Source organism: Streptomyces sp. NPDC002779, assembly GCF_042888685.1.
Classification (GTDB): Bacteria; Actinomycetota; Actinomycetes; order Streptomycetales; family Streptomycetaceae; genus Streptomyces.
On record NZ_JBIAQC010000017.1, the window covers coordinates 12,521 to 31,330 of the forward strand.

19 protein-coding genes are annotated in these 18,810 nt (G+C 73.8%); 12 read left to right on the plus strand and 7 right to left on the minus strand.

Going from position 1 to position 18,810, the window contains the following annotated elements; all coding sequences use genetic code 11:
* Positions 1-160: 160 nt before the first annotated feature.
* The 7 genes from ACFYW5_RS32500 to ACFYW5_RS32530 all read left to right on the plus strand — a co-directional run bounded on the left by ACFYW5_RS32500 (position 161) and on the right by ACFYW5_RS32530 (position 8,409).
* Positions 161-1,255, plus strand: coding sequence for a sensor histidine kinase (locus ACFYW5_RS32500; protein WP_389420714.1), 1,095 nt, complete (start codon positions 161-163; stop codon positions 1,253-1,255).
* Positions 1,252-1,917, plus strand: coding sequence for a response regulator (locus ACFYW5_RS32505; protein ID WP_389420715.1), 666 nt, complete (start codon positions 1,252-1,254; stop codon positions 1,915-1,917). The genes ACFYW5_RS32500 and ACFYW5_RS32505 overlap by 4 nt, the downstream gene beginning before the upstream one ends.
* 117 nt (positions 1,918-2,034) lie before the next feature.
* Positions 2,035-3,858 carry a gamma-glutamyltransferase family protein gene (locus tag ACFYW5_RS32510; protein WP_389420716.1) on the plus strand — a complete coding sequence of 608 codons (1,824 nt, stop codon included), beginning with the start codon at positions 2,035-2,037 and terminating at the stop codon, positions 3,856-3,858.
* Positions 3,859-3,998: 140 nt separating this feature from the next.
* The gene (locus tag ACFYW5_RS32515; protein WP_389420717.1) at positions 3,999-4,847 is read left to right on the plus strand and encodes an inositol monophosphatase family protein; all 849 of its coding nucleotides are present in this window, start codon (positions 3,999-4,001) and stop codon (positions 4,845-4,847) included.
* A gap of 107 nt (positions 4,848-4,954) precedes the next feature.
* Positions 4,955-6,364 (plus strand): phytoene desaturase family protein, encoded by a 1,410-nt coding sequence (locus tag ACFYW5_RS32520; protein ID WP_389420718.1) that lies wholly within the window; start codon positions 4,955-4,957, stop codon positions 6,362-6,364.
* Positions 6,361-6,870: an O-acetyl-ADP-ribose deacetylase gene (locus ACFYW5_RS32525; RefSeq protein ID WP_389420719.1), complete on the plus strand. Its 510-nt coding sequence runs from the start codon at positions 6,361-6,363 to the stop codon at positions 6,868-6,870. The genes ACFYW5_RS32520 and ACFYW5_RS32525 overlap by 4 nt, the downstream gene beginning before the upstream one ends.
* A gap of 231 nt (positions 6,871-7,101) precedes the next feature.
* Positions 7,102-8,409: a hypothetical protein gene (locus ACFYW5_RS32530; protein ID WP_389420720.1), complete on the plus strand. Its 1,308-nt coding sequence runs from the start codon at positions 7,102-7,104 to the stop codon at positions 8,407-8,409.
* A gap of 3 nt (positions 8,410-8,412) precedes the next feature.
* Here ACFYW5_RS32530 and ACFYW5_RS32535 read toward each other — a convergent pair whose 3' ends face one another.
* Complete coding sequence (locus ACFYW5_RS32535; RefSeq protein WP_389420721.1) at positions 8,413-8,769, minus strand: ArsR/SmtB family transcription factor; 357 nt, start codon at positions 8,767-8,769, stop codon at positions 8,413-8,415.
* A gap of 56 nt (positions 8,770-8,825) precedes the next feature.
* Between ACFYW5_RS32535 and ACFYW5_RS32540 the strand changes: the two genes are divergently transcribed.
* The 3 genes from ACFYW5_RS32540 to ACFYW5_RS32550 are packed head-to-tail and all read left to right on the plus strand — an operon-like array spanning position 8,826 to position 12,765.
* A complete protein-coding gene (locus ACFYW5_RS32540) occupies positions 8,826-10,742 on the plus strand; it encodes a heavy metal translocating P-type ATPase (protein WP_389420722.1) in 1,917 nt (638 codons plus the stop codon).
* A 49-nt stretch (positions 10,743-10,791) separates the two neighbouring features.
* Entirely contained in the window at positions 10,792-12,273 is a 1,482-nt protein-coding gene (locus ACFYW5_RS32545; RefSeq protein WP_389420723.1) for an AlkA N-terminal domain-containing protein, read from the plus strand.
* Positions 12,274-12,282: 9 nt separating this feature from the next.
* Complete coding sequence (locus tag ACFYW5_RS32550; protein WP_389420724.1) at positions 12,283-12,765, plus strand: methylated-DNA--[protein]-cysteine S-methyltransferase; 483 nt, start codon at positions 12,283-12,285, stop codon at positions 12,763-12,765.
* Here the strand turns inward: ACFYW5_RS32550 and ACFYW5_RS32555 are convergent.
* Together ACFYW5_RS32555 and ACFYW5_RS32560 are read right to left on the minus strand one after the other, a co-directional pair.
* Positions 12,762-13,142, minus strand: a complete 381-nt coding sequence (locus ACFYW5_RS32555; RefSeq protein WP_389420725.1) for a VOC family protein — start codon at positions 13,140-13,142, stop codon at positions 12,762-12,764. The genes ACFYW5_RS32550 and ACFYW5_RS32555 overlap by 4 nt on opposite strands.
* A 14-nt stretch (positions 13,143-13,156) precedes the next feature.
* Complete coding sequence (locus ACFYW5_RS32560) at positions 13,157-13,882, minus strand: NAD-dependent deacetylase (protein WP_389420726.1); 726 nt, start codon at positions 13,880-13,882, stop codon at positions 13,157-13,159.
* An 82-nt stretch (positions 13,883-13,964) separates the two neighbouring features.
* On the opposite strand from ACFYW5_RS32560, the gene ACFYW5_RS32565 reads away from it, so the two are divergent.
* Positions 13,965-14,165, plus strand: coding sequence for a type II toxin-antitoxin system VapB family antitoxin (locus ACFYW5_RS32565; RefSeq protein WP_389420727.1), 201 nt, complete (start codon positions 13,965-13,967; stop codon positions 14,163-14,165).
* Positions 14,166-14,177: 12 nt separating this feature from the next.
* Here ACFYW5_RS32565 and ACFYW5_RS32570 read toward each other — a convergent pair whose 3' ends face one another.
* Together ACFYW5_RS32570 and ACFYW5_RS32575 are read right to left on the minus strand one after the other, a co-directional pair.
* Positions 14,178-14,669, minus strand: coding sequence for an NUDIX domain-containing protein (locus ACFYW5_RS32570; RefSeq protein WP_389420728.1), 492 nt, complete (start codon positions 14,667-14,669; stop codon positions 14,178-14,180).
* Positions 14,670-14,690: 21 nt separating this feature from the next.
* Positions 14,691-15,764 (minus strand): ADP-ribosylglycohydrolase family protein, encoded by a 1,074-nt coding sequence (locus ACFYW5_RS32575; RefSeq protein ID WP_389420729.1) that lies wholly within the window; start codon positions 15,762-15,764, stop codon positions 14,691-14,693.
* A gap of 192 nt (positions 15,765-15,956) precedes the next feature.
* Between ACFYW5_RS32575 and ACFYW5_RS32580 the strand changes: the two genes are divergently transcribed.
* A complete protein-coding gene (locus ACFYW5_RS32580; protein ID WP_389420809.1) occupies positions 15,957-17,075 on the plus strand; it encodes a glycerate kinase in 1,119 nt (372 codons plus the stop codon).
* Between the two features lie 71 nt (positions 17,076-17,146).
* Here the strand turns inward: ACFYW5_RS32580 and pssA are convergent, their stop codons facing one another.
* Positions 17,147-17,965 (minus strand): CDP-diacylglycerol--serine O-phosphatidyltransferase, encoded by an 819-nt coding sequence (gene pssA / locus ACFYW5_RS32585; RefSeq protein ID WP_389420810.1) that lies wholly within the window; start codon positions 17,963-17,965, stop codon positions 17,147-17,149.
* Positions 17,966-17,987: 22 nt separating this feature from the next.
* The gene (locus ACFYW5_RS32590; protein ID WP_389420730.1) at positions 17,988-18,644 is read right to left on the minus strand and encodes a phosphatidylserine decarboxylase; all 657 of its coding nucleotides are present in this window, start codon (positions 18,642-18,644) and stop codon (positions 17,988-17,990) included.
* Positions 18,645-18,810 lie beyond the last annotated feature (166 nt).

The window sequence follows — 18,810 nt, forward strand, 5'->3', positions numbered from 1 at the left end:
AGCGTGCTCCGGGCGGGGGCCCGCGGTCGTCGTACGGCCGAAGGGAGTTGACGCTGCTCCGGCCGGGCCGCCGGGGAGCGGGAACTACTGCGGGGGGAGTAGTGCCGGAGTTGTCCACAGGGCTGACGCCGGTGTCGGCGCGGGCGTCTACTGTGCCGTCATGAGCGGGATCACGGTCACACGCGCGCAGCTCGCCGACGCGGCCCTGGCGGTCGTCGTCGGCGCCCTGGTGCTGGCCACCGCCGCCGGTGCGGCCCTCGTGGACTACGCGCTCGCCGCCGCGGGCTGTGCGGCGCTCGCGTTCCACCGGGCGGCGCCCCGGGCCGTGCTGGCGGTCGCCACCGTGAGCGGCGCCGCCTACGTGCTGCACGCCCAGCCCGGAACCCTGGCCGCCCTGCCCGTCATCGGCGCCGTGCACACGGCGGCCCGGGTCGGGCACCGGGCCCTCGCGGGGGCGGCGGCCGGGGGCTTCCTCGCCGCGCACCTCGCCACCGGACCCGGCACCCAGGAGGTGCTGGAGAAGTCCGCGCTGCTCGCGGGCTGGTTCCTGTGCGCGGTGGTGACCGGGCTCGCCGACCGCAACTGGCAGGCCTACCTGCGCCAGACCGAACAGCGCGCCGTGGAGGCCGAGCGCACCCGAGAGGAGGCCGCCCTGCGCCGGGCCGGTGAGGAACGCCTGCGGATAGCGAGAGAGTTGCACGACTCGCTCACCCACAGCATCTCCATCGTGAAGCTGCAGGCCGGCGTCGCCGTGCACCTCGCCCGCAAGCGCGGCGAGGAGGTGCCGCCCGCGCTGCTCGCCATCCAGGAGGCGAGCGGGGAGGCCATGCGCGAACTGCGGGCCACCCTGGAGGTGCTGCGCACCGACGAGCCGGGCGGCGACCCGGCGCTGCTGGTGGAACGGGCCCGGGCGGCGGGCCTCGCGGCCGAGCTGGCGGTGACCGGGGACGCCCGCCCGCTGCCCGCGACCGTGGACCGGGCCGTCTACCGCATCGTCCAGGAGGCGCTCACCAACGCCGCACGGCACGCGGGACAGGCACAGGTCAGCGTGGAACTCGCCTACGGCCGGCAGGACGTGACGATCCGGGTGGACGACGACGGCAACGCCGTCCCGGACCGCCCGCCGGTGCCCGGCATCGGGCTCACCGGCATGCGGGAGCGCGTCACCGCCCTCGGCGGCACGCTGCACGCGGGCCCGCGCGCGGAGGGCGGCTTCTCGGTGCGGGCGCAGCTGCCGCTGGGGGAGGCGGGATGATCAGGGTGGCGCTGGTCGACGACCAGGCGCTGATGCGGGCCGGGTTCCGGGCCCTGCTGGACGCCGAGGACGGCATCGAGGTGGTCGGCGAGGCGGCCGACGGGGAGCGGGGCGTGGCCCTCGTCCGCGCGCAAGCCCCCGACATCGCCCTGATCGACGTACAGATGCCGGTGATGACGGGTATCGAGGCGACCCGCCTGATCGCCGCCGACCCCGCCCTCGCGGACGTCCGCGTGGTGATGCTCACCAACTACGGCCACGACGAGTACGTCTTCGAGGCGCTGCGCGCGGGCGCGAGCGGCTTTCTGCTGAAGGACACCGAACCGGCCGACCTGCTCCAGGCGATCGCGGTCGTGGCGCGCGGCGAGGCACTGCTGTCCCCGTCGGTGACCCGCACGTTGATCGGCGAGTTCGTCGCCCGCCCCCCGGACCGGGCCACCGCTCCCGGCCTGGAGGGCCTCACCCGCCGCGAACGCGAGGTGACGGCGCTGGCCGCCCGCGGCCTGAGCAACGAGGAGATCGCCGAGCACATGGTCATCAGCCCCTTCACGGCCAAGACCCACGTCAGCCGCGCCATGACCAAACTGGGCGCCCGCGACCGCGCCCAACTGGTCGTATTCGCCTACGAGTCGGGACTGGTGACGGCGCGTGGCGGGAACTGAGTCGGGGCCGGCGACAGCGCGCGGCGAGACATGAGTCAGGGGCCGGCGGCAGCGCGCGCCGGGAAGTGACCCGCGTACGATCGCCCGACCGGCAGCCGCGCAGTGAGGAGCCCGCCCGTGTTCACCTCCCGCCCCACGCTCCAGGGCACCTTCGGCATGGTGTCCACCACCCACTGGCTGGCCTCCCAGTCGGCGATGGCGGTGCTGGAGGACGACGGCAACGCCTACGACGCCGCCGTGGCGGGGGCGTTCGTCCTGCACGTCGTCGAGCCGCACCTGAACGGCCCGGCCGGCGAGGTCCCGATCCTGCTCGCCCCGGCGGGCGGCGAGGTGCGGGTGCTGTGCGGCCAGGGCGTCACCCCGGCCGGCGCGACCGTCGCGCACTACCGGGGACTCGGCCTGGACCTGGTCCCGGGCACCGGCCCGCTCGCCGCCGCGGTGCCCGGCGCCTTCGACGCCTGGATGCTCCTGCTGCGGGACCACGGCACCAAGTCCCTCGCCGACGTGCTCAAGTACGCCGTCGGATACGCCGAACACGGACACGCGCCCGTGGAGAACGTCGGCGCCACCGTCGAGGCCGTACGGGAACTGTTCGAGACGGAGTGGACGTCGTCGGCCCGCGTGTACCTGCCGGACGGCACGCCGCCGCGCCCCGGAAGGCTGTTCCGCAACCCCGCCCTCGCCGCCACCTGGAAGCGGCTGCTCGCCGAGGTGGAAGGGGCCGGCGACCGGGAGGCGCGGATCGAGGCGGCCCGCCAGGTGTGGCGCACCGGATTCATCGCCGAGGCGCTCGTCCGGCAGGCCCGGCGGCCCACCCTGGACACCAGCGGCGAGCGCCACACCGGCACCCTCACCGCCGACGACCTGGCCGCCTGGTCCGCGACATACGAGGCGCCGGTGACGTACGACTGGAACGGCTGGACGCTGTGCAAGGCCGGCCCCTGGAGCCAGGGCCCGGTGCTGCTCCAGCAGCTCGCGCTGCTCCCCGCCGAGCTGCCGCCCTACGGCTCCGCCGACTACGTCCACCTGCTGATCGAGGGCTGCAAGCTCGCCATGGCCGACCGGGAGGCCTGGTACGGGGACGCGGGCGAGGTACCGGTCGGGGAGCTGCTGTCCGCGCGGTACAACGCGCACCGGCGGGCGCTCGTGGGCGCCGGCGCCTCCCACGAACTGCGGCCCGGCAGTCCCGGCGGTCGGGAGCCCAGGCTGGCGGCGCACGCGCGCGTGGTGCTCGACGACGCCTCCCTCCCGGCACCCGGCGCAGGTGAGCCCACGGTCGCCCGGCACTCGGCCTCACCCGTACCCGGCGAGCCCCAGGTGGGCGGGGACGGGGCCACCCGGGGCGACACCTGCCACCTGGACGTCGTCGACCGCTGGGGCAACATGGTCTCGGCCACGCCCAGCGGCGGCTGGCTCCAGTCCAACCCCGTCGTGCCCGAACTGGGTTTCCCGCTCGGCAGCCGGCTCCAGATGACCTGGCTGGAGGAGGGACTGCCCGCCTCGCTGACCCCGGGGCGTCGCCCGCGCACCACGCTCTCGCCCTCGCTCGCCCTGCGCGACGGGGAGGCGGTCCTGGCCTTCGGTACGCCCGGCGGCGATCAGCAGGACCAGTGGCAGCTGCACTTCTTCCTGGCGGTGGCGCTGCGCGGGCCGGTGCGCGGCGGCCTCGACCTCCAGGGCGCGATCGACGCCCCGAACTGGCACAACGACAGCTTCCCCGGCTCCTTCTTCCCGCGCGGGATGCGGCCGGGCAGCGTGACCGTCGAGTCGCGCATGGCTGCGGACGTGATCGAGGACCTGATCGGGCGGGGACACCGGGTGACGGTCGGCGAGCCCTGGTCGGAGGGGCGGCTGTGCGCGGTCGCACGGGATCCGCATACGGGGGTGCTGTCGGCGGCGGCCAATCCGCGGGGGATGCAGGGGTACGCCGTGGGACGGTGACGGCCGGGGGAGGCCCGTCATCAACCGACGTATTCACGCCGATTCGGGATGCCCCGTGCGAATCTGCCTGTTCACGCTGATTCCACCCGGTTTTTACTGGCGGGGCGGGGATTGTCAGTGGGGCGTGCTCTCATGGAGACATGATCGTAGACACGGAAACCATCGACGAGTTTCTCGCTCGGCACGCCTCTGACGTGGAGGAAGCAGTCCGCCAGGCCGCCGCTCGGGAGATAGTGCCGCGCTGGCGGAAGCTCGCCGCGCACGAAGTCGACCAGAAGAGCGGACCGCACGACCTGGTGACGGACGCCGACCGCAGGGCCGAGCAGTACCTCACCGAGGCGCTCGGCACGCTGCTGCCCGGCTCCGTCGTGGTCGGCGAGGAGGCGGTGCACGCCAACCCCGCGACCTACGAGGCGATACAGGGCGAGGCGCCCGTCTGGATCGTCGACCCCGTCGACGGCACCCGCCAGTTCGTCCACGGCGACCCCGGATTCTGCACCCTCGTCGCGCTGGCCCAGGGCGGCGAGCTGCTCGCCTCCTGGACCTACGCGCCGGCCCGCGACCAGCTGGCCACCGCGATACGCGGCCGGGGCGCCTGGCTCGACGGCGAGCGGCTGCACTCCGGTGCGCCGGATGCGGGCCGCGATCTGCGGGTGGCGACATCCCACCCGGACTACACCACCGACGAGCAGAAGCACGCCCTGCTCGGCCTGTGGAGCGAGGGTGTGGCGCCGCGTGCCTGCGGCTCGGCGGGCCTGGAGTACCTGGCCGTCGCGCGGGGCGAGTCGGACGCGGTCGCGTTCAGCTGGGAAGCGGCCTGGGACCACGCGGCGGGCCTGCTGCTCGTGGAGGAGGCGGGTGGCGCCCATCTCACCCTGACCGGCGAGCCGTTCCGCATCACCGGCGGCAACGCCCTGCCGTTCACGGCGGCGCGGGACGCGGCCACGGCGAGGCAGGTGCGGGAGCTTCTGGGGCGAGCGGCGCCCTGACCACCGAGCGGCGCGATCCGGTGGGCCCGGCCCTGCCCGTGGGCGGGCCCGGCATATCCTGACCTCGCATGGCCATCGGCTGACAAAGGAGTCCGAAGGTGCCGTCGATGCTCGACGCGGTAGTGGTGGGTGCGGGGCCGAACGGACTGACCGCTGCCGTGGAGCTGGCCCGCCGCGGCTTCTCCGTCGCCCTGTTCGAGGCGCGTGACACCGTCGGCGGGGGAGCCCGCACCGAGGAGCTCACCCTCCCCGGGTTCCGCCACGACCCGTGCTCGGCGGTGCATCCGCTCGGCGCCAACTCCCCGGCGTTCCGGGCCCTTCCCCTGGAGCGGTACGGCCTGCGGTGGCTGGACGCCGACCTGCCCATGGCGCACCCGTTCCCCGACGGCACCGCCGCCGTGCTCTCCCGCTCGGTCGGGGAGACGGCCGCCTCGTTCGGCGCGCGGGACGCGGGGGCGTACCGCAGGCTGGTCCAGCCGTTCCTGCCGCGCTGGGACACCCTGCTCCGGGACTTCATGTCCCTGCCGCTGACCGCGCTGCCCCGCGATCCGGTCACGCTCGCCCGCTTCGGCCTCGCGGGCCTGCCGCCGTCGACCTGGCAGACCCGCCGCTTCCAGGGGGAGCGCGCCAAGACCCTGTTCGCCGGTCTGGTCGCCCATGTGATGGCCCCGCTGAACGGCTTCGCCACCAGCGCCGTGGGCCTGGTCTTCGCCCTGGCCGCGCACGCCCGCGGCTGGCCGGTGGCCCGGGGCGGCTCCCAGTCGATCTCGGACGCGCTGGCCGCGTATCTGCGGGACCTCGGCGGCGCGATCCACACCGACTACGAGGTCAAGCGGCTCGACGACCTGCCGCCCGCGCGCGCGTACGTCTTCGACACCTCGCCCACCGCCCTGGCCCGGATCGCGGGGCTCGGCCGCTACTACGACACCTACCGGTACGGCGCGGGCGTCTTCAAGATCGACTATGCGCTGGACGGACCGGTCCCATGGACCGCGCCGGAGGCCCGCCGCGCGGGGACCGTGCAGATCGGCGCCGACAGCGCGGAGATCGGCGCCGCGCTGCGCGCCGCCTCCCGGGAGGGCCGGGCGCCCGAGCGGCCGTTCATGATCACGGCCCAGCCGAGTCTCGTGGACCCGAGCCGGGCCCCGGAGGGCAAGCAGGTGTTCTGGGCGTACGCCCATGTGCCCAACGGCTGGACCGGCGACCTCACGGACGTGATGGAACGCCAACTGGAGCGCTACGCCCCGGGTTTCCGCGACCGTGTCCTCGCCCGCGCCACGGCAGGACCCCCCGAGCTCGCCGCGCGCAACGCCAACTACGTGGGCGGCGACATCGGTTCCGGCGCGGCCTCCGGACTCCAACTCGTGCTGCGGCCCAAGATCTCCCTGTTCCCCTACGGCACTCCGCATCCGGCGGTCTTCATCTGTTCCTCCGCCACCCCGCCCGGACCCGGGGTGCACGGGATGTCGGGACACAACGCGGCGAAGGCCGTGTGGAGGAGGCTGAGGCAGACATGACCACCCTCACGCTGGTCCAGGGCGACATCACCCGCCAGAGCGCCGACGCGATCGTCAACGCCGCCAACTCCTCCCTGCTCGGCGGGGGCGGAGTGGACGGCGCGATCCACCGCCGGGGCGGACCCGCGATCCTGGAGGAGTGCCGCAAGCTGCGCGCCTCCCGGTACGGCAGGGGCCTGCCCACGGGCCGGGCGGTCGCCACCACGGCCGGGGACCTGGACGCCCGCTGGGTGATCCACACCGTCGGCCCCGTCTTCAGCGCCACGGAGGACCGCTCCGGCCTCCTCGCCTCCTGCTACCGCGCATCCCTGGCCGTGGCCGACGAACTGGGCGCCCGCACCGTCGCCTTCCCGGCCATCTCCACCGGCGTCTACCGCTGGCCCATGGCGGACGCGGCCCGGATCGCGGTCGAGACGGTCCGGACGACGCCGACGGAGGTCGAGGAGGTGACGTTCGTCCTGTTCGACGAACGGGCCTACGAGGCGTTCACCGCCCAACTCCCCTGACCACCTGGCCCTCCCGGAGCACGGCGCCCACCCTCCCGGAACACCTCTACCGGCCTGACACCCCTGACCCTCCGGGCGCACCGCGCGATCAACGCCCACCCGGAACAGGCAGCCCGAGTCCAGCCGGTATCACCGGCCCGCCCCTCCCGCCTCACCCGGACGGCGTGCCACGGTCGCCGCCCTCCCGCCCCCCGGGGTCTGCTGACCCCAGGGCAGAGGAGGGAGACCGGTATGGCGGGCGACGGGGAGCTGCCGCTGGAGCCTGAGGCGGAGCTGGAGCGGCTGCGGGCGCGAGTCGAGGCGCTGGAGGCCGAGCGCGCCGTGCGTCCGCGACGGCACCGCGTCAAGTCGCTGCTCGCCGCCCTGCTCGTCGTCCTGGGCTGCATCCTCACCCCGCTGGGCGCCCTCGCGGCGTGGACCGCCGACATCACGCGGGACAGCGACCGCTACGTCGACACGGTCGAACCCCTCGCGCGTGACCGGGACGTCCAGAACGCCGTGGCGGGGCGGGTCAGCGATGCCGTGATGGCCCACCTCGACCTGAAGGCGCTGCTGTCGCAGACCCCGGTCGCGGACCGGCCGCTGGTGGAGAAGGCCCTGGGAAAGCTGGGCGGTTCGCTGGAGGACGCGGTCCGCAGCTTTGTGCACGACAAGGCACAGGCGGTCATCGCCTCGGACACCTTCGACCGCATCTGGGCCGAGTCCAACCGCCGGGTCCACAAGGCCGTCGTCAAGGCGCTGACCGGCGAGGGCGGCGGCGCGGTGAAGGTGGAGGGCGACGCGGTGACCATCGACCTCGGTCCGGTCGTCGAAGAGGTCAAGAAGCGACTCGTCGACGACGGCCTGACGGTCGCGGGGAAGATCCCCGAGATCCACACCGACTTCACGGTCATCACGTCGGAGGACATCGGCCAGGCCCGTACCGGGTTCCGGCTGCTGCAGCTCACCGGATTCTGGCTCCCGATCGTCTCCGCGCTGCTGATCGCGGGCGGGGTCCTGTTGGCCACGCACCGCCGCCGGGCCCTGATCGCGGGCGCGCTCGGCTTCGCCGTCGCGGCGGGCCTGCTCGGCATCGCCCTGACCGTCTTCCGCATCGTGTACCTCGACGCCCTGCCCTCCGGCATCTCGCAGCCCGCCGCCGAGGCCGTGTACAACACCATGGTCCGCTACCTGCGCACCGCCATCCGCGTGGCGCTCGCCCTCGGCGTGGTCGTCGCCCTCGCCGCCTGGCTCACCGGCCCCGGCCGCCGCGCCCGGTTCCTGCGGCAGATGTGGCACGCGGGCATCGGCGCCGCCCGCGCCACCGCCGACCGGGCGGGTCTGCGCACCGGCCGGGCGGGCCGTTACGTCCACCGGCACCGCGCCTGGATCTCCTGGCTGCTGGTGGCCGCGGCGGTGCTGGCGTTCGTGCTGTGGCCCTATCCGACCGGCTGGGTCGTCGTCGGCCTGGCGCTCACCCTGCTCTTCGCGCTCGCGATCGTCGACTTCGTGGCCGAGGACATCGTCGACGTCGTGGCCGAGGACGAGGCCACGACGTGACCCTCACTCCGTGGCGTCACTGATCCCCAGCCGCAGATGCTCCACGTGATAGACGGCCTGGTCGAGGAGTTCGGCGACATGGTGGTCGTGCAGCGCGTACACGACCGACCGGCCGCGCCGCTCACCCACCACCAGGCCCAGATTGCGCAACAGCCGCAGCTGGTGCGAGCAGGCGGACTGCTCCATGCCCACCTCCGCGGCCAACTCGGTGGCCGGCAGCGGTCCTTCGCGCAGCCGCGCCAGGATCAGCAGGCGGGAGGGGGTGGACAGGGCCTGGAGGGTGGTCGCCACCTTCGCGACATTGTCCGCGTCCAGGCGTACGCGCTCATCCGCGGTGGTGGTGACGGCTCCATGACCCATGGGCGTATCCTACTCACCACACATGAACAGATGAATGAGTCTTCATGTGTTCCTGTATGGTGGCCCGCGTGTCCACCGCACTCGCCCCCGCCCACGCCCCCGCATCCGCCCCGGCGGCCCCCCGCCGCCGTACCCGGATCCTCGCCCTGCCCGAGGCCCGCTGGGCGCTCGCCGCGACCGTCGCCTTCCTGCTCGGCCTCGCCCTCGACCTGACCGGCGCCCCCGCCTGGGCCTACGGCCCGCTGTACTCCGTCGCCTACGTCACCGGCGGCTGGGAGCCCGCGCTCGAAGGGCTCCGAGCGCTGCGCGAGAAGACCCTCGACGTCGATCTGCTGATGATCGTCGCGGCCCTCGGCGCCGCCGCGATCGGGCAGGTCCTCGACGGCGCCCTGCTGATCGTCATCTTCGCCACCTCCGGCGCCCTGGAGGCCCTGGCCACCGCCCGCACCGCCGACTCCGTGCGCGGCCTGCTCGACCTCGCGCCGACCACCGCGACCCGGGTCACCGAGGCGGGCGAGGAGACCGTACCGACCGCCGAACTCGGCGTCGGTGACGTGCTGTTGATCCGCCCCGGCGAACGCATCGGCGCCGACGGCCGGGTCCTCGACGGCACCAGCGAGGCCGACGAGGCCACCATCACCGGCGAGCCCCTCCCGGTCCTCAAGCGCCCCGGCGACGACGTCTTCGCGGGCACCCTCAACGGCGCCGGCGCCCTGCGCGTCCGGGTCGAGCGTGACCCCGCCGACTCGGTGATCGCCCGGATCGTCACCCTCGTCGAGGAGGCGTCCCGCACCAAGGCGCCGACCCAGCTGTTCATCGAGAAGATCGAGCAGCGCTATGCCGTGGGCATGGTGCTCGCCACCCTCGCGGTCTTCGGCGTCCCCCTCGCCTTCGGGGCCGAACTCACCGACGCCCTGCTGCGCGCGATGACCTTCATGATCGTCGCCTCGCCGTGCGCGGTGGTCCTGGCGACCATGCCGCCGCTGCTGTCCGCCATCGCCAACGCGGGCCGGCACGGCGTCCTGGTCAAGTCGGCCGTCGCGATGGAACGCCTCGGCGAGATCGACACCACCGCCCTCGACAAGACCGGCACCCTCACCGAAGGCGCCCCCGAGGTGACCGGGGTCCGTCCGCTGCCGGAGTCCGGCCTGGACGAGGACGCCCTGCTCGCGCTCGCCGCCTCCGCCGAGCACCCCAGCGAGCATCCGCTGGCCCGCGCGATCGTCGCCGCCGCCCGCGGCCGGGGCCTCTCCCTCGCGCCCGCCGAGGACTTCACCGCGATCCCCGGACAGGGCGTCACCGCCACCGTCGACGGGCGCCAGGTGAGCGTGGGCCGCGCCGAGGCCGACAGCGACGCGACCGTCGTCCAGGTGCACCGCGACGGTCAGCCGGTCGGCACCCTCGCGCTCACCGACCGCCTGCGCGCCGAGGCCCCCGCCACCACGGCCGCCCTCACCGCCCTGACCGGCACCGCCCCCGTCCTGCTCACCGGCGACCACGCCGGTGCCGCCGCCCGGGTCGCCGAGGCCACCGGCCTCACCGACGTCCGTGCGGGACTGCTCCCCGAGGACAAGGTCGACGCCGTACGCGAGCTGCAGCGGAAGGGCCGCAAGGTGCTCTTCGTCGGCGACGGCGTCAACGACGCCCCCGCCCTCGCCGCCGCCCACTCCGGCATCGCCATGGGCCGCGCGGGCTCCGACCTGGCCCTGGAGACCGCGGACGCGGTGATCGTGCGCGACGAGCTGACGACCGTGCCCGCGGTGGTACGGCTGTCCCGGGCCGCCCGGCGGCTGGTGGTGCAGAATCTGGTCATCGCGGGGGTCTTCATCACCGGCCTGGTCCTGTGGGACCTGATCGGACACCTTCCGCTGCCGCTCGGCGTGGCCGGCCACGAGGGCTCGACCGTGCTGGTCGGCCTCAACGGACTGCGGCTCCTGCGTGAATCGGCATGGACCCAGGACCGCCGAGGTTGATGTCGGATTCTCGCCAGCCTTCCCCCGGCGCGTGCTCGATGCTGGACGCATGCAGAAGGGGATGCACACCGAGACCGAGCACTGCGTACGGGCCGTCCAGGCCAAGGACGCGCGCTTCGACGGATGGTTCTACACCGCGGTCCTGACCACCGGGATCTACTGCCGGCCCAGCTGTCCGGTGGTCGCGCCCAAGCCGGAGAACATGGTGTTCCACCCGAGCGCGGCCGCCTGTCAGCAGGCCGGCTTCCGGGCCTGCAAGCGGTGCCGCCCGGACGCCAGCCCCGGCTCCCCGGAGTGGAACCGGCGCGCCGACCTGGTGGCCCGCGCCATGCGGCTGATCGCCGACGGCGTGGTGGACCGTGAGGGCGTGCCTGGCCTCGCCGCCCGGCTCGGCTACAGCACCCGGCAGGTCGAACGCCAGCTCCTCGCCGAACTGGGCGCGGGCCCCCTCGCCCTGGCCCGCGCCCAACGCGCCCAGACCGCCCGCCTGTTGATCGAGACGACGCCGCTGCCGATGGCGCAGATCGCCTTCGCCGCCGGGTTCTCCTCGATCCGTACCTTCAACGACACCGTGCGCGAGGTCTTCGCCCTCGCCCCGGGCGACCTGCGCGCCCGCGCACCCCGCAGCACCCCGGGGCACACCCCGGGCGTCCTCGGCCTCCGGCTGCCGTTCCGCGCGCCCCTCAACCCCGACAACCTCTTCGGCCACCTCGCCGCGACCGCCGTACCGGGCGTGGAGGAGTGGCGTGACGGCGCCTACCGGCGCACCCTGCGCCTGCCCTACGGCCACGGCATCGTCTCCCTCACCCCGAAGCCCGACCACATCGGCTGCCGGCTCACCCTCAGCGATCTGCGCGACCTGCCCGTCGCCATCAGCCGCTGCCGCCGCCTGCTCGACCTGGACGCCGATCCGGTCGCCGTCGACGAGCAGCTCGGCAGGGACGACCTGCTCGCGCCGCTGGTCGCCAAGGCCCCCGGACGGCGTGTCCCGCGCACGGTCGACGAGGCGGAGTTCGCCGTACGGGCGGTCCTCGGCCAGCAGGTCTCCACCGCCGCGGCCCGCACCCACGCGGCCCGGCTGGTCACCGCGCACGGCGAACCGGTCGACGACCCCGAGGGCGGCCTCACCCACCTCTTCCCGGCGCCCGAGGCGCTGGCGGCGGTGGACCCGGAGTCCCTGGCGATGCCGCGCACCCGCCGCACGACGCTCACCGCCCTGGTGGGCCGACTCGCCGACGGATCACTCCACCTGGGAGTGGAGAGCGACTGGGGTCAGGCCCGCGCCCGGCTGCTCGCCCTGCCCGGCTTCGGCCCCTGGACGGCCGACGTCATCGCGATGCGCGCCCTCGGCGACCCCGACGCCTTCCTCCCCACCGACCTCGGAATCCGCCGCGCGGCAGGCGGGTTGGGCCTGCCCTCCACCCCCGCCGCGCTCACCGCACGCGCCGCCGCCTGGCGGCCCTGGCGGGCGTACGCCGTCCAGTACCTGTGGGCGACCGACAGCCACCCGATCAACTTCCTCCCGGTCTAAGGACGTTCCATGTACCAGCACACCGTGATCGACAGCCCCTACGGCCTGCTCACCCTGGTCGCCGACGACGGTGTCCTGTGCGGCCTCTACATGACCGAGCAGCGCCACCGACCACCCGAGGAGACCTTCGGCCACCGCGACGACACCGCGTTCCGCGCCGCGCAGGAGCAGCTGGCGGCCTATTTCGCGGGCGAGTTGAAGGAGTTCACCCTCGAACTGCGCCTGAAGGGAACCCCGTTCCAGCGCCGAGTCTGGGACCAACTCCGCACGATCCCCTACGGCGAGACCCGCTCCTACGGCCAACTGGCCGACGCCCTCGGCAACCCCGCCGCCTCCCGCGCGGTCGGACTCGCCAACGGCAGGAACCCGATCGGCATCATCATCCCCTGCCACCGTGTCGTGGGAGCCAACGGCAGCCTCACCGGCTACGGCGGCGGTCTGGCCCGCAAGGAACAACTGCTCGGCTTCGAAAGCGGCGCGGCCCTGTTCTAGGCCCCGGCCTCGCCCGCCCGCTCCGCGGCGCCGCGCTCCACGCAGAACTCGTTGCCCTCCGGATCGGCGAGGACCACCCAGCCCTTGCCGTCCGGGGTGCGGCGGTCGTCGACCAGGGTGGCGCCGAGGGCGAGGACCCGCTCGACCTCCTCGTCCCGGGTACGGTCCGTGGGCCGCAGGTCCAGATGCACCCGGTTCTTCACCGTCTTGGGGTCCGGCACCGTGACGAACAGCAGCCCCGCCCCCTCGATCAGCGCGTCCTCGTCGCCCGGCTTGTCGTCCTCGTGCACGGGCAGCCCGAGCACCCGGGACCAGAAGGAGGCGAGCCGATAGGCGTCGGCGGAGTCGACCGTCACATGTCGGATGGCAGAGGTCATGATCGCATTCTGGGCTACCGGCCGAGCCCGCGCAGCAGTTCCGGCAGCGCGGTGCCGATCGGCTCCCGGATCACCTCGTCGGCGCGTGCGTCGTACGGGGTCGGCTCGGCGTTCACGATGACGAGCCGTGCCCCGTGGTCGGCGGCGACCCCGGCGAGGCCCGCCGCGGGCTGCACCTGGAGGCTGCTGCCGACCGCGATGAACACCTGGCAGGCCTTGGCGATCGAGACCGCCTCCCCCAGCACCACCGGGTCGAGCCGCTCGCCGAACATCACCGTGGCCGACTTCAGGATCCCCCCGCACGTCAGGCACGGCGGATCCTCCTCACCGGCCTCGACCCGGGCCAGGGCGTCCTCCATCGGCCCGCGGGCATGGCACCCGGTGCACACCACACCGCGCGCGGAACCGTGCAGTTCGAGCACCTTGCGCGCCGGCATCCCGGCGAGCTGGTGCAGCCCGTCCACGTTCTGCGTGATCACCCTGACCGGCACCCCGGACCGCTCCAGCTCGGCGACCGCGTGGTGCGCGGCGTTCGGCTCCGCCCGCAGCGTGCGGTTCTCGCGCCGCATCTCCCAGGAGCGCCGACGGATCTCCGGGTCGCCCATGTAATAGGCGTACGTCACGAGCTTCTCGGCGTCCGGATCGCGCCGCCACAGTCCGTTCGGCCCGCGGTAGTCCGGGATCCCGGAGTCCGTGCTGATACCGGCGCCGGTGAGGAGGGCGACGAGGGGCTTGGCCATGGCACCGAGGGTAGGCCGGGGGCCGGAGCCCGGCGAACGGATATTCGGGCCACCGGGCCGCCGACAGTGGTAGCGTCCGCGCATGGCCAAGGTCACCGTCTCGCTCGACGCCGAACTCGTCGTCGAAGCCATGGTCCTGGCGGGCGTAGGCAGCCCCCAGGACGCCGTCGAACTCGTCGTCCGCGACTACATCGCGCGCGGTCACCGCACCGAGGCCCGCCTCGCCGAACGCGACGACGCGCTGCGCGAGGTCGACGCCCGGCCCCGGGACGTCGAGGGCTGACCCGGGCCCGGCTCAGCCGGCCCGGTGCCCGTTCTCCAGCTCCGCCGTGCCCCCGCCGTCCGCGAGGACGTCCAGCGCGGCCAGCACCCGGCGGCCCAGGGCGCCCGGCAGATACCCGGTGAGCTCCTCGCGCGGGACCAGACGCCAGGACAGCAGCTCCTCCTCCTGGAGCCGGATCGCCTTGAAGTCGTCCTCGCCGAGGACACCACCGTCGTACAGATAGGCGACCAGCGGCGGCCGGGCCGTGCCGTGCACCCAGTCCACCGCGAGCAGCGGGCCGAGCGGCACATCGAGGCCGATCTCCTCGGCCGTCTCCCGGCGGGCGCCCTGGCGCGGGGTCTCACCGTCGTCGGACTCGACCGTACCGCCCGGAAGCGCCCAGCCCTCACGGTAGTTGGGCTCGACGAGCAGCACCCGCCCCGCCGCGTCCCGGAACAGGGCGGCGGCACCGGCGAGGACGCGGGGCAGCCCCGCGATGTACGTGGCGAAGTCCTGAGTGGTCACCCAGGAAGGGTAACCACCGCCTCACTCGCTCCCGGCCAGCCGCAGGGTCCGCTCCGCCAGCTCGCTGATCCGCACGCCGTCGAAGCCGAACACCGCGCTGCGCACCGTGTCCTCCAGCGGGTCCCGCCACTGCGCCGGGATCGCCTCCGCCCCCGTCAGCACCCCGGCCACCGAGCCCGCGGTCGCCCCGTTGGAGTCGGTGTCCAGACCGCCCCGGACCGTCAGCGTGATGGTGCGGGTGAAGTCGCCGTCGCCGTACAGGAGCCCGGCGGTGAGGACGGCGGCGTTCGGGACGGTGTGGATCCAGCCGAGCCCCGCGGTCTCCTCGGCCACCGTGGTGAGCGTGTCCTCCCAGGTCATCCGGGTGTCGTGCAGGGAGATCACCCGGCGCACGGTGCGCGCGAGGCGGCTGCTCGCCGGGATCACGGTGAGGGCCTCGGCCAGCGCGTGCCGGACGGTGGGCGCGGCGAACGCCGCCGAGACCAGCGCCGCCGCCCACATCGCGCCGTACACGCCGTTGCCGGTGTGCGACAGCACCGCGTCCCGGCGGGCCAGGCCGGCGGCCCGGCGCGGGGCCGCGGGGCAGGTCCAGCCGTAGATGTCGGCCCGGATCAGGGCGCCGATCCACTCCTGGTAGGGGTTGTCGTAGGTGGCGGTCAGCGGCGGCTTGAGCCCGTTGGCGAGGTTCCGGTACGCCGCCCGCTCGGCGGTGAAGGTCTGCAGGTACGGCAGCCGCAGCAGCCACAGGTCGCCGACCTGCTCGGTGCTGAAGCCGAAGCCGTGGGTCTCCAGCAGGTCCAGGCCGAGGATGGCGTAGTCGACGTCGTCGTCCCGGCAGCTGCCGTGGATCCGGCCGCGCACGCACTGGCGCCACTCCGGGCGCAGCTCGAAGGCGTCGTCCTCGTCGGGCGGCGGCTCGGGCAGGTAGTCGGTGAGCGGCAGGGCGTCGGCCCGCCGCAGGTAGCGGTCGATACGGTCCCGCGTCCACAGGTCGCCGTGCTCCACCGGTTTGCCCAGCATGTTGCCGGCGATCCGGCCCAGCCAGCCCCCGAGCACACGGTCGGCGAGCTCCGGCTCGATACCCACAGGGGTCATACGACCGGTCTACCCGATTCCGGGGGACACGGACAGCCGGGCGCGGTGTGGGCCTGTGGTTCCTGGGCACCTCGTCCAGGGACCGGGCGGTGCATGACGGGGAGGGCGTCCTGCGGTTAAGGTCGCAGCGGCGCGACTGGCCTTGACATGCGCGAGGCCCGGAGAGCAAGGGGATCACAGGTGACACAGCGCGTGCTCATCGCCGCGGACAAGTTCAAGGGCTCGCTGACGGCCGTGCAGGTCGCCGAGCGGGTGACGGCCGGGCTGCGGCAGGTCGTGCCCGACGTCGAGGTCGAGGCGCTGCCCGTGGCCGACGGCGGCGACGGCACGGTGGACGCCGCGGTCGCGGCCGGTTTCGAGCGGCACGAGGTACGGGTCGCGGGGCCGCTCGGCGACGAGGTCACGGCGGCGTTCGCGCTGCGCGGTGACACGGCCGTCGTCGAGATGGCGGAGGCCAGCGGCCTCCAGCGGCTCCCGGCGGGCGTCTTCGCGCCGCTGACGGCGTCCACGTACGGCTCCGGGGAACTGCTGCGGGCCGCCCTGGACGCGGGCGCCCGGACCCTCGTCTTCGGCGTCGGCGGCAGCGCCACGACCGACGGCGGCGCCGGGATGCTCGCCGCGCTCGGCGCGCGGTTCCTGGACGCGGACGGCGAGCCGGTGAGTCCCGGCGGTGGCGGGCTCGGTGAGCTGGCCTCGGCCGACCTGTCCGGCCTGGACCCGCGGCTTGCCTCGGTCGAGCTGGTGCTCGCGAGCGACGTCGACAACCCGCTGACCGGCCCCACGGGCGCCCCGGCGGTCTACGGCCCGCAGAAGGGCGCCTCACCGGACGACGTGGCCACGCTGGACGCGGCGCTCGCGCACTTCGCGAAGGTGCTGGAGGGCGCGATCGGCGCCGAGGCCGCCGAGCACGCCGCCGCCCCCGGCGCGGGCGCGGCCGGCGGCATCGGTTACGGCGCGCTGCTCCTCGGCGCCCGGTTCCGCCCCGGCATCGAGGTCATGCTCGATGTCCTCGGCTTCGCGCCGGCGCTGGAGCGCGCGGAGCTGGTGATCACCGGGGAGGGCTCCCTGGACGAGCAGACGCTGCACGGCAAGGCCCCGGCCGGCGTCGCCGCGGCGGCCCGGGCGGCAGGCAAGGAGGTCGTCGCGGTGTGCGGACGGCTGGCCCTGCCCCCGGAGGCGCTGGGGCGGGCCGGGATCCGGCGCGTGTACCCGCTGACCGACCTGGAGCCGGACGTCGAGAAGTGCATCGCGGAGGCCGGGCCGATCCTGGAGCGCTCTGCCGCGCGTATCGCCGAGGACTTCCTGCGCTGACCTCCCCGCCTGAGCGGGGAAACGCGAAGGGCCCCGGACCGTATCGGTCCGGGGCCCTTCGCGTGCCGGCGTTACGGCAGCTGTGCCGCCCGCGCCTCGCGGCGGTTGTCGCGGAAGTTGTTCACCCGGCGGGCCGTGGCGAACAGCGGGATCACCGCGCCCATGACCAGCTGCAGCGCGCAGCCCGTCTGGAGCAGCAGCTGACCGCTCGGGGCCTCGAACGCCCACGCCGCCAGCAGCCCCATCGAGAGCACGATCCACGCCAGCATCGCCACCGCCAGCCGCCCCCGCGGCTTCGGGTACTCCACCCGGCTCACCATCAGCCACGCCGTACCCAGGACCGCCAGCAGCGTCGCCACGAAGGGCAGCTCCAGCAGCACGATCGAGACGACGGTCAGCGCCCCGAACGGCGAGGGCATGCCCTGGAACATGCCGTTCGGCGGGGTCACGCACGAGAAGCGCGCAAGCCGCAGCACCACCGCCAGCAGCACCACGATCGCGCCGACCGCGGCCACCTTCTGGTGGGCCCCGTCGGTCACCATGCCGTAGACGAGCACGAAGTACGCCGGCGCGAGGCCGAAGCTGATCAGGTCCGAGAGGTTGTCCAGCTCGGCGCCCATCGGCGAGGAGCGCAGCTTGCGCGCAACCAGGCCGTCGAACAGGTCGAAGATGGCCGCGCACAGCATCAGGATCACGGCCGTGGCCGCGCTGTGCCGCGCCATCCCGACCTCTTCACTCCCCGTGAAGTGGGGGATGAGGATGCCGGTGGTGGTGAAGTACACGGCCATGAAGCCGCATGTGGCGTTGCCGAGGGTGAGGGTGTCCGCTATCGAGAGGCGGAGAGAGAGGGGCATCTCCTCCTCTTCGTCCACCTCGTCCGCCTCGGGCACCCAGCCCGTCTGTGTCTCCGGATCAATCACGGTCAATGCGAGTCACCCCAGCCACGGTCTTCTGCCCGACCTCGACCGCGACCTCCACGCCCTCGGGAAGATAGATGTCGACCCGCGAGCCGAAGCGGATCAGACCGATCCGGTCACCCTGCTCGACCTTCGTCCCCTGAGGGATGTAGGGCACGATGCGACGGGCGACCGCGCCTGCGATCTGGATCATCTCGATGTCGCCGAGTTCGGTGTCGAAATGCCAGACTACGCGCTCGTTGTTCTCGCTCTCCTTGTTGAACGCCGGAACGAACCCGCCCGGGATGTGCTCGACCGAGGTCACCGTGCCGGAGAGGGGCGCGCGGTTGACGTGGACGTTGAGCGGGCTCATGAAGATCGCGACGCGGGTGCGCCCGTCCTTCCACGGCATGATGCTCTGCACCACACCGTCGGCGGGCGAGATGACCCGGCCCTGGGCGATCTCGCGCTCGGGGTCGCGGAAGAACCACAGCATGCCCGCCGCGAGGGCGGTGGCGGGCACGGCCACGGCCTTGGCGGCGCCGGAGCGGCGCGCCTTGACCAGGCTGAGGGCTGCGGTGGCGACGGTCGGGAGAAGCCACGGCGATGCTCCGCGCGCGAGGCGTACGCCGGCCCGGCTGTCGCGAGGTGCAGAGGTTTGGCTGTGGGGCATGGATGACCTTCGTAGCGGATGATGCCGCGCACTGAGGGGGGACGGCGGCTTTCCCGGGATCGTACCGGTCGCGGGCCACAACTGGGCAAGCCAGGAAGCCGAGTCGGCGGCTGAAGAGTGTTGACGGGGTGTGATCTTCTTCTCGAATAAAACACCCCGAACCAGG